At 67.3% G+C, this 9,060-nt stretch carries 8 protein-coding genes and 1 tRNA gene; 3 read left to right on the top strand and 6 right to left on the bottom strand.

What is annotated here, in order from left to right; all coding sequences use genetic code 11:
- Positions 1-121: 121 nt before the first annotated feature.
- Both ACNJ7E_RS06485 and ACNJ7E_RS06480 read left to right on the top strand, forming a co-directional pair.
- Complete coding sequence (locus ACNJ7E_RS06485; protein WP_280778843.1) at positions 122-1,468, top strand: lysine N(6)-hydroxylase/L-ornithine N(5)-oxygenase family protein; 1,347 nt, start codon at positions 122-124, stop codon at positions 1,466-1,468.
- Positions 1,465-1,716: an MbtH family protein gene (locus ACNJ7E_RS06480; protein ID WP_005244517.1), complete on the top strand. Its 252-nt coding sequence runs from the start codon at positions 1,465-1,467 to the stop codon at positions 1,714-1,716. The genes ACNJ7E_RS06485 and ACNJ7E_RS06480 overlap by 4 nt, the downstream gene beginning before the upstream one ends.
- Positions 1,717-1,822: 106 nt before the next feature.
- On the opposite strand, the gene ACNJ7E_RS06475 is transcribed toward ACNJ7E_RS06480, so the two are convergent.
- Positions 1,823-3,262, bottom strand: coding sequence for a threonine/serine exporter family protein (locus tag ACNJ7E_RS06475; protein ID WP_280778839.1), 1,440 nt, complete (start codon positions 3,260-3,262; stop codon positions 1,823-1,825).
- 1 nt (position 3,263) lies between these two features.
- Entirely contained in the window at positions 3,264-3,641 is a 378-nt protein-coding gene (locus tag ACNJ7E_RS06470; RefSeq protein ID WP_009477786.1) for a nuclear transport factor 2 family protein, read from the bottom strand.
- A gap of 72 nt (positions 3,642-3,713) precedes the next feature.
- On the opposite strand from ACNJ7E_RS06470, the gene ACNJ7E_RS06465 reads away from it, so the two are divergent.
- Positions 3,714-3,788 (top strand) — tRNA-Thr (locus ACNJ7E_RS06465).
- A 114-nt stretch (positions 3,789-3,902) separates the two neighbouring features.
- Here the strand turns inward: ACNJ7E_RS06465 and ACNJ7E_RS06460 are convergent.
- From ACNJ7E_RS06460 to ACNJ7E_RS06445, 4 genes are all read right to left on the bottom strand, one after another.
- Entirely contained in the window at positions 3,903-5,315 is a 1,413-nt protein-coding gene (locus tag ACNJ7E_RS06460) for a lipase family protein (RefSeq protein WP_418339410.1), read from the bottom strand.
- A 100-nt stretch (positions 5,316-5,415) separates the two neighbouring features.
- The gene (locus tag ACNJ7E_RS06455) at positions 5,416-6,051 is read right to left on the bottom strand and encodes a TetR/AcrR family transcriptional regulator (RefSeq protein WP_105412851.1); all 636 of its coding nucleotides are present in this window, start codon (positions 6,049-6,051) and stop codon (positions 5,416-5,418) included.
- Positions 6,052-6,093: 42 nt separating this feature from the next.
- Positions 6,094-7,986 (bottom strand): glycoside hydrolase family 15 protein, encoded by a 1,893-nt coding sequence (locus tag ACNJ7E_RS06450; RefSeq protein WP_418339409.1) that lies wholly within the window; start codon positions 7,984-7,986, stop codon positions 6,094-6,096.
- Between the two features lie 92 nt (positions 7,987-8,078).
- On the bottom strand, positions 8,079-8,966 hold the full coding sequence (locus ACNJ7E_RS06445) for a sigma-70 family RNA polymerase sigma factor (RefSeq protein WP_418339408.1): 888 nt from the start codon (positions 8,964-8,966) through the stop codon (positions 8,079-8,081).
- Positions 8,967-9,060: the final 94 nt, after the last annotated feature.

Here is a 9,060-nt window from a genome sequence, read left to right as displayed (position 1 = left end):
TCCGCGGGGGCCGGAAGTACTTGGTACTGTGCTGGAAATAAGGATAGGCTTCACTATCTTTTCGGAAGGCAGACGGCGGCTGGGTCGGGTGCGGCGCGGCGTCGAGGACGGACAACGAGCTATGAGTGAATCGCCGGAAACGGTCGGTACAGATCTCCCAGTGCGAGATGTCGTGGGTGTCGGATTCGGTCCCGCTAACCTCGCCCTGGCCATTGCCATCGAGGAACACAATGCGGAGTGCCCCCCGCGTGAGCGGATCAGCGCGCAGTTCTTCGAGAAGCAGGATCGATTCGGGTGGCATCCCGGGATGCTTCTCGACGGCGCGACGATGCAGATCGCGTTTCCGAAGGACCTGGTGACGTTCCGGAATCCGCGTAGCGCATTCACCTTCTTCAATTACCTCTTCGATCAGGGTCGCCTCGTCGACTTCGTCAATCACCAGACCTTCTTTCCGACTCGTCACGAGTTTCACGACTACCTGCAGTGGGCGGCACGCCGAGTGGACGCCGACGTGCGATACGGCACCGCAGTGGAGACCGTACGCGGAATCCGTGGCGACGACGGGGTGATCGACCGTTTCGAGGTCCGCACCGCCGACGGCAGCACGGTCATCGCGCGCAACGTCGTGATGGGCGCCGGTCTGCGGGAGCGAATCCCGGAGTGGGCCAACCCCTCTGCGCGGTGCTTCCACAACCACCAGTTCCTGTTCCGGCTCGGCGAGATGCCGGCCCCGGTCCACCATCGGTTCGTCGTCCTCGGGGCAGGCCAGAGCGCCGCCGAGATCGTGCAGTACCTGCACGGAAACTACCCCGAAGCCGAAGTCCACAGCGTCTTCTCGCGGTACGGGTACAGCCCGGCCGACGACAGTCCGTACGCCAACCGCATCTTCGATCCGGAGGCCGTGGACGATCTGCACGGTGCCCCGGAGGCGGAGCGTCTGCGATTGCTGGATGTCCATAGGAGTACTAACTATTCGGTGGTCGACATCGAGCTCATCAACGAGCTCTACGCGACCGAATACCAGGAACGCGTGCGTGGGCGTCGCCGCCTGTTCATGCGCCGCGCGTCGGAGATCATTGCCGTCGACGAGACTTCGGACGGAATCGAGGTGGCTGTCCGCAGCGGGGTGGACGGCCTCACCGACACTCTCGCTTGCGACGCACTGATTCTGGCCACCGGTTTCACCCCCGCACCCCTCGAGCCTCTGCTCGGCGATCTCGCGCCGAAAACCCACCCGCCGCGCGAAGTGGGCCGAGATTACAGATTGGCGGTTTCACCGGACGTCACAGCGGGAATCTATCTGCAGGGCGGCACGGAGAAAACGCACGGAATCACGTCGTCGCTCCTGTCGAATGTTGCCGTGCGGGCGGGAGAGATCGTTACATCTGTCGTAACAAGGCGTGGCCGCAACGGCACGCTTGCTAGTGTGAACGCACAGGACACGTATGCGACAAGCGAGGCGAGATGAGCACCAATCCATTCGATGACGAAGAAGGCCGCTTCTACGTGCTGGTGAACGATGAGGACCAGCACTCACTGTGGCCCACGTTCTCTGAGGTGCCGGCAGGCTGGCGCGTAGTTTTCGGCGAGGAAAGCCGGGCCGCGTGCCTCGAGTACGTGGAGAAGAACTGGACCGATATGCGGCCGAAGAGCCTGCGTGAGGCCATGGAGGCCGACGAGAAGTCGGGCGGACGGCACAGCGTCGACAAGAGCTGACCTCCCCGGCGCCGCGTTTCGGCGACGATGTGCCGGGACGACCGTCCGGTGAGACACCGGCGGTCGTACCCGGCAGACGGCCGAGAGGCCGTCACCTGAAACTGCCTCAGGCCGCCTTCTGTGTGTGTGTTTCGACCGGCTTCCGCCGCCTCGTCTTGAAGACGGGGCGGCGGATGTCGTCTGTGCGACGCAGGATGCGCGGCCTCCGCATGGTCCGGGCGATCCATTCGCCGAGCGTGACGCCCGCCGCGAGCGCGCAACCGATACCGAACGCCGCCAGCAGCGAGCTCAGTCCGATCACCACTTCGTTGTTGAGCAGGGCGTACAGACCCCGGTACAGAGACAGACCCGGCAGCAGTGGCGTGATACCCGCCACCACGACGACCAGCGGCGGCGTGAGCGCGCGGCGGGCCATCAGACCACCGGCGAACCCGACCACGGTGGCCGCGAGTGCCGAACCGATGATGGGGCCGATGCCGAACTGGTGCGCCACCATGTAGACCAGGGCGCCGGCCGCACCACCGAACCACGCGGCCGTGAGCGCGCGCTGCTCGGCGTAACAGGCCAGCGCATAGAACATCGACGCGAACGCGCCCGACATCACCAGCACGGGTAGTTGCACGAGTTCGGTGATCTCGACGTTGACGGGTGGCAGCGTCGAACCCAGCACGCCGGTCAGCCGCAACGAGATGGCCACACCGGCGATGATGCCGCCGGTCATCATGACCACTTCGAAGAATCGCGCCGCCGCCGTGATCGGTGCCCCCGTGATGGCGTCCTGCACCGAACCGACCAGCGACAGTCCGGACAACAGCACCACCACACCGGCCGAAATGATCTGCGAGGGTCTGATCTCGACACCCAGCTGATCCTGGAACGTGTAGAGCGTCGCCGCCGGGGTCGCGGCCACCAGACCACCGGCCACCTGCTGGAAGAAGAACGGCAGGCCGATGCGGTTGAGGACGCGGTTGACCCGGTAGATCACCATCGTCGTCAGGAAGGCGACCGATGCGACCAGCACCCCACCGCCCATCAACACGGAGACCGACGCGGCCATGGACGCCCAGGCGAGCGTCGCGATCCAGCGGTTGTACGGGTGCGGCGCCGTGGTGACCGCGGTCAGGGCCTCGTGCGCCTCGCTGGGGGTGACGGCCTCACGGCGGATTCGCCGCGTGAGCCGGTCGACCGCCGCGAGACGGGTGAAGTCCATCGAGCGGTAGTGCACTATCCGCATCGTGCTCGCCGGCGGGAGGGTCGGCCCGCGGTACGCGGACAGCACGATGGAGTTGTACGTGACATCCACATCGCACTGGGCGAGGCCGTACGTGGCGGCGATGAACTGCACCTGCTCGGCGGTGTCCATCGCACCGGTGCCCGACGCGAGGAGCACTTCACCGACACGCACGGCGAGGTCGAGTACTTCGGCGACCACCGCATCGTCGGTGAGGTCGATCGGCTGCAGCGGTGTGGGTGCAGCGGTGACCGCATCGACCGTTGCGCGACGGTCGCCTGTGAGACGTTGGAGGGTTTCTGTGAGCTTGGCCATACTACGTGTCGGAGACAAGGTCTTTCTCGGTCAAATCGGTAGCGGAGAGTGCAGACTCGAGTGTCTCGTGGCGGAACGTGGAGATGACCTGATCGTGGACGACACGGAATGCAGAGGCCAGGATACGCGTCTCCTCGGGGTCCGCCCACGTGGCCTGCTGTTCGACCACCAGCACCCCGTCGTAGTAATACATTCGCTGCGGAATCAGCGTGATGCCCGCGGTAGACGCCCATTCCCGCAGCGCCGCCAGGCCCTGGGTGGCGCCTTTCGGCCCACCCATCTCGATGTCGTCGCTCGACAGCGACAGCAGAGTGTCGATGTCGCCGGAGTTGAGGGCGTCGTGCCAAGCGAGGACAGTGGCGATCTCCGAGGTACTCATGGCTCCAACGCTATCCAATGTGGGCGGAAGTGGCCGACGTTCCTGCAATGGATATGATGGGCGCGCGTGTCCGCCTCCTTAGCTCAGTGGTAGAGCACTCGCCTTGTAAGCGAGCGGTCGTCAGTTCAATCCTGACAGGAGGCTCCACCGCGGAATTACCTCCGCACACAGAGGGCCACCTTCCCCCCCCGGGAAGGTGGCCCTCGGTCTTTCATGCACGTGAATTCGTGCAGGTCGGCGGCCTCTGATCGGACCGCGCCCTCACGTGCCGATCGGCTGACCGAGCAGGCTCGCGATCGTGTCGCCGACGATCGACGACCACACCGGCCACGTCGCCTGGTCGAGGGCCATCGATCCCACGTCGTGGGTGCTGCATCCGGTCTCGGCCGGGACCCCGGCGAACCGGTCCCGCAGCCACATCAGGGCGCTCGCCGCCGCGACCGGTTCGAGGGACAGGTGTTCGCTGGCGTGGTCGCGGGTGTACGTCACCCGGGCGTTCGGGTCCTGACAGTAGGTGTCCACCAGTGCGTCGACGGGCCCGACCGGCACCAGCCAGTCCGGGTTCGCCTGGTACATGAACATCGGGACGTCCGGGACCCGGTGACCCATCTTCGTCCGGTCGAGTACCGACTCGACCACCGGATCGCGGAGTGGGTCGCCGCTCGGGCTGTCGAACAGGCCCCTCAGGTTCGCGAACGGCAGCAGCGCCGACTGGTAGCTGACGCAGAGGTTGCTCTTGGCGGCCAGGAGCTGTTTGCCGAGTGGATTCAGGTGCGTGTCGAGATACTCCGCGAGTTCGGGATAGTCACGGCTCACGCCGAACACGCCGCCCAGCACGATTCCCGCGCCCAGGTTGTTGTCGGCCAGATCGACGAGGGCGCCGAGATCGGCCGGGATGCCGCCTTCGGCCGCACCGACGATGTTCAGGTCCGGTGCGTAGCTCGCATGGAGTTCGGCGGCGTGACCCGTCGCGATCGCGCCTCCGGAATAGCCCATCAACCCGACCGGGGTCTGCCTGCCTGTCAGGCCCAGGGGGTCGAAGTTCTCCGCCGCCCGGATTCCGTCCAGGGTGATGCGGCCCGCGAGGGGCCCGGCCGCATACGCGGCGTTCGGGCCCTGGTGATCCTGCATCACGACGGCCCATCCCTGGGCGAGGGCGGCCTGCGCCTCGAGGAACTGCAGCGGCGCGACGACCTGACCGGTCAGCGGCGCGGGCACGGACCACTGCTGCAGTGCGTACGAGGCGGCGCAGTACTTGCCGAGGGAGTCTTCCGCCGGCTGGAGCGAGAGCAGATTGCGGACGCCGTCGATCGTGCCCCGGGGCTTGACGACCGTCGCGACCGCCGGGATCGGCTCGTCCCGCGAGTTGGTGGAGCGATACGACAGCTGCCACGCGTCGACGTTCACCGGAAGCACCGACAGGTTCGCCAGGTGTACTTCGCGGGCGGCGATGATCTCGCCCGGCTCGGCCGCCGCGACCACGGAGGCCGGTGGTTCGTAGAAGCCCCGGTCGGCCTCGGGCCAGGCGGGGACGGTAGGGGCCGGCTGCACGTCCACCGGCGTTCCGTCGTCGGCGGGAGCCCCGACGGACGGCGCGGCGACGGCGAGCTGTGTGCCCACCACCATCGCTCCCACCAGCAGCATTCGACGTCGTCGTGCTCTCGGTCCGATCATGTGGTCCTCCCCGGCCGAAGTGAGACGTCTATGTCTCACTTTGTGAGCAGACCTTAGATCAGGTGTGACGGGTATCGCAATACTCGCGAGTAAGTTCGGTTCAGGTCTGATCGGTGACCAGCGCGATGAGCATCGTGCTCAGGACGTCCACCAGCACCGACGCGGACGGCCTGGGGGAGGCGGTGCTCCAGTGGTGGGCGAGATCGTTGACCGCCCCGATGAAGGCGATCGACACCATCGCGAACCGCTCGGGCGGGTCGACGATGCCGCCGTCGATCGTGCGGGTGACGGTTTCGAAGAGTTGCGCCCACTGCGTGCGGCGCTCGAGGCGATACTGCTCGACCCGGGGGCCCGCCCCGACCACCTCCACGAAGATGATCCTGGCCCGCCGCTCGTCCGTGCCGACCGATTCGATGTACGCCGTCATGACGGTGCCGGCGACGGTCCGGGGATCCCGCGAGGGCGCCCGGTCGTTCGCGGCGAGCACCGCGTCCCGGGCCTCGTCCTGAATCGTGTCGTAGAGCGCGAGGAGGATGTCCTCGCGGCTGCCGAACTCCTCGTAGAACTGGCGACGTGACAGTCCGGCGTGGGCACAGATGTCGCTGATCGAACTGTGGGCGTACGTCTTCTCCGCGAAGACCGACAGGGCGGAGTCGAGGAACCGCGCCCGGCGGGCTACGCGACGTTCCGCAACCGGTTGGCCGCTGTACGTCCGATTCGACTCTGCTCGGGACACGATCTCAGCCTACGGTGACGGGAGGTCGGGGCCCGCCGGGGCTCACATCAGTTCCCGCATCCGCTCGTGCAGGATGATGCGCCCCGCGGCCTCGATCAGTGCGAGGTGGGAGAACGCCTGCGGGAAATTGCCGAGATGACGGCCGGTGCTCGTGTCGAACTCCTCGGCGTACAGCCCCAGGGGCGAGGACACGCTGAGCAACCGCTCCATCAAATCGGTTGCCTCCTGTACCTCTTCGACCACGGTCAGTGCCGACACCAGCCAGAAGGAGCAGATCAGGAAACTGCCCTCCTTCCCCGACAGTCCGTCGTCGGTTTCGCCGGTGCGGTAGCGCAGGACGAATCCGTCTTCGGTGAGATCGGTTGCGATGGCGTCGACCGTGGCACGCAGGAGCTGGTCCCCGCGGGGAAGGAATCCGAAGACCGCGGCGAGCAGGGTCGACGCGTCCAGCGCCTCGGTGTCGTAGTGCTGGCGCAGCACCCCGTTCTTCACCCCGTGCTCGAGGATGTCGGCGCGGATCTCTTCGGCTGTGGCACGCCAGGTTTCCTCGGCCGAGCGATCGCCGCGGATGCCCGCGATCTTCGACGCCCGGTCGAGTGCCACCCAGCACATCAGCTTCGACGACACGTAGTGCTGCGGTGCGCCGCGGGCCTCCCAGATCCCCTGATCGGGGTTGCGCCACACCGCGGACGCGCACGTCGCCTGCTGCTGCACGAGCGGCCACAGCCGGCGGGGGAGGCGCTTGCTGCGCACGGTGTGCAACAGGATCGAGTCGAGGACGGCGCCGAACACGTCGTTCTGCCGCTGGTCGAACGCGCCGTTGCCGATGCGCACCGGTCGCGCGCCCGCGTAGCCGGACAGGTCGTCGCGGGTCGACTCCGTCAGGTCGCGGGTGCCGTCGATTCCGTACATGATCTGCAGTGCGCCATCGCCGTTCGACTCGAGATCGGCGATGAACTGCATGAACTCGTCGGCCTCCCAGTCCAGGTTCAGATAGTGCAGAGCCTGCAGGGTGAACGTGGAGTCCCGCATCCAGGTGTACCGGTAGTCCCAATTACGTTCGCCGCCGGGAGTTTCCGGCAGCGATGTGGTGAGGGCTGCGACGGTGGCGCCGGTCGGCATGTACGTGAGTCCCTTGATGGTCAGGGCGGACCGCTGGATCGCCTCCCGCCACCGGTGGTCGGGAAACCGTGCGTGGCTGAACCAGCGCCGCCAGAACGTCGAGGTTGCATCGAGTTGCGCGACGGCCTCTTCCGCCGTTTCCGGTGCGGCGAGCTCCGCCGCCCAGGACAGTGCGCAGTAGAGGGTTTCACCCTTCTCCAGCACGTGGCGGGCGCGAACCCGCCCACCCTCGATGCCGAGCGCCATGTCCGTCCGCAGTCGGAGGGTCCGACCCGCGCCGCTCGCGTCGGCGGTGTGCCGATCGCCGTCCACCAGAACCCACTCCGCCGGTGTACGCCCGTAGTCGAACACGGGCTCGCACACCAACTCCACCTCCACACTGCCGTCGAGGCAGGTGACCGTGCGGACCAGCATGTGATCGGCGTCCTCGTCTGCCGGCGGCCGTGTGTGGGGCGTGACGGTGTCCTCGCCGCGGCTCGGACCCATCGTCAGCGCGCTGCGCACGGTCACCCAGCCGGTCGGCGTGTTCCACACCGCCGAGATGGTGTTGCTTCCCGGCTCGTACTGCCGGGACGCCGGAACGTTGAGCCCGAACGGGCCGATCCGGAACATCCCCGCCTCGCGGTCGAGGAGTGACCCGAACACGCTGGGTGAGTCGAACCGGGGCACACACAGCCAGTCGACGGAACCGTCCGGCGCGATCAGCGCCCCCGTGTGGCAGTTCGAGAGGAAGGCGTAGTCGGCGATCGGCGGGAACGGCGACGGCGCGGCCGCGCTCTGGGGCGGGGCGTCGTCGTCCGAGGCAGTAGTCACGTTCGCGCCCCTCTCCCGGCAGTGTCGACCACCTCCATGCTGGGGGTCGGGGCGCGCAGGGTCATCACCCTGTACGGGTGACCGGCGTCCCGTCAGTCATCGAGAACCGCGAGATCGAGTCGGCGGACCCGATCGGATTCTGCGATGACGTCGATCTCGGTGATCCTGCCGTCCGCGATCGTGAACGCCAACACCAGGTGCAGCCGACCGTGGAGAGCCATCACGAGCCCGGCTGCCCCGTTCACCAGGGCGACCTGCGTGGACCGGGCCCGTTCCGAGGAGGCGAGCGCGCCCCTGGCCACGACCCGGGCACCCCGGATCAGGAGAGGTGCCGGGGTGGGTCCGACCGCCGGATCCGCCCGGAGCACCACGTCCGGATCGAGCAGGGCGACCAGAGCGTCGAAGTCGCCGCCGCGGGTCGCGGCCAGATAGGCGTCGACGACACGGCGCTGGCGGTCCAGATCCGCAGTGTCCGGCGCCGGGGAGGCTCCTTTCACCCGTCGGCGGGCGCGGCTGGCGAGTTGCCGCACCGCTGGGGAGGAGCGGCCCACGATGGGGGCGACGTCGTCGAAGGGCACGTCGAACATGTCGTGCAGGACGAACGCGAGCCGCTCGGCCGGGGTCAGCGTGTCGAGCACCACGAGCAGTGCCAGGCCGACCGAGTCCGCCAGCATCGCTTCGTGTTCGGGGTCTCCACCGTCCTCGTGAGCGACGACCGGGTCGTGTGCCTGGACGTCGAGAGGTTCCTCGCGCCGCTGCTCGCGTGAGCGCAGCACGTTCAGGCACACCCGCGACACCACCGTGATCAGCCACGCCTCGAGATTGTCCACGTCGTCGGTGTCGGCGCGGCTCATGCGCAGCCACGCCTCCTGGACGGCGTCGTCGGCCTCGCTCACCGAGCCCAGCATCCGGTACGCGACAGCCCGCAGCCGGGGCCGGTGTTCCTCGAAACGCTCCGTCAGCCGATCGCGGTCGTCCACCGTGTCACATTCCTTCCTCGCCGCGTGTCTTAGCAGTAGATCCACCGAAAACCAGCTGTCGAGACCGGGAAACCGAGTCCCGCACCCAACGAAT

Origin of the sequence: Rhodococcus mengyinensis, assembly GCF_048381435.1 — a bacterium.
Taxonomy (GTDB): domain Bacteria; phylum Actinomycetota; class Actinomycetes; order Mycobacteriales; family Mycobacteriaceae; genus Rhodococcus_F; species Rhodococcus_F opacus_D.
This window is presented reverse-complemented; position numbering and strand designations above follow the sequence as displayed.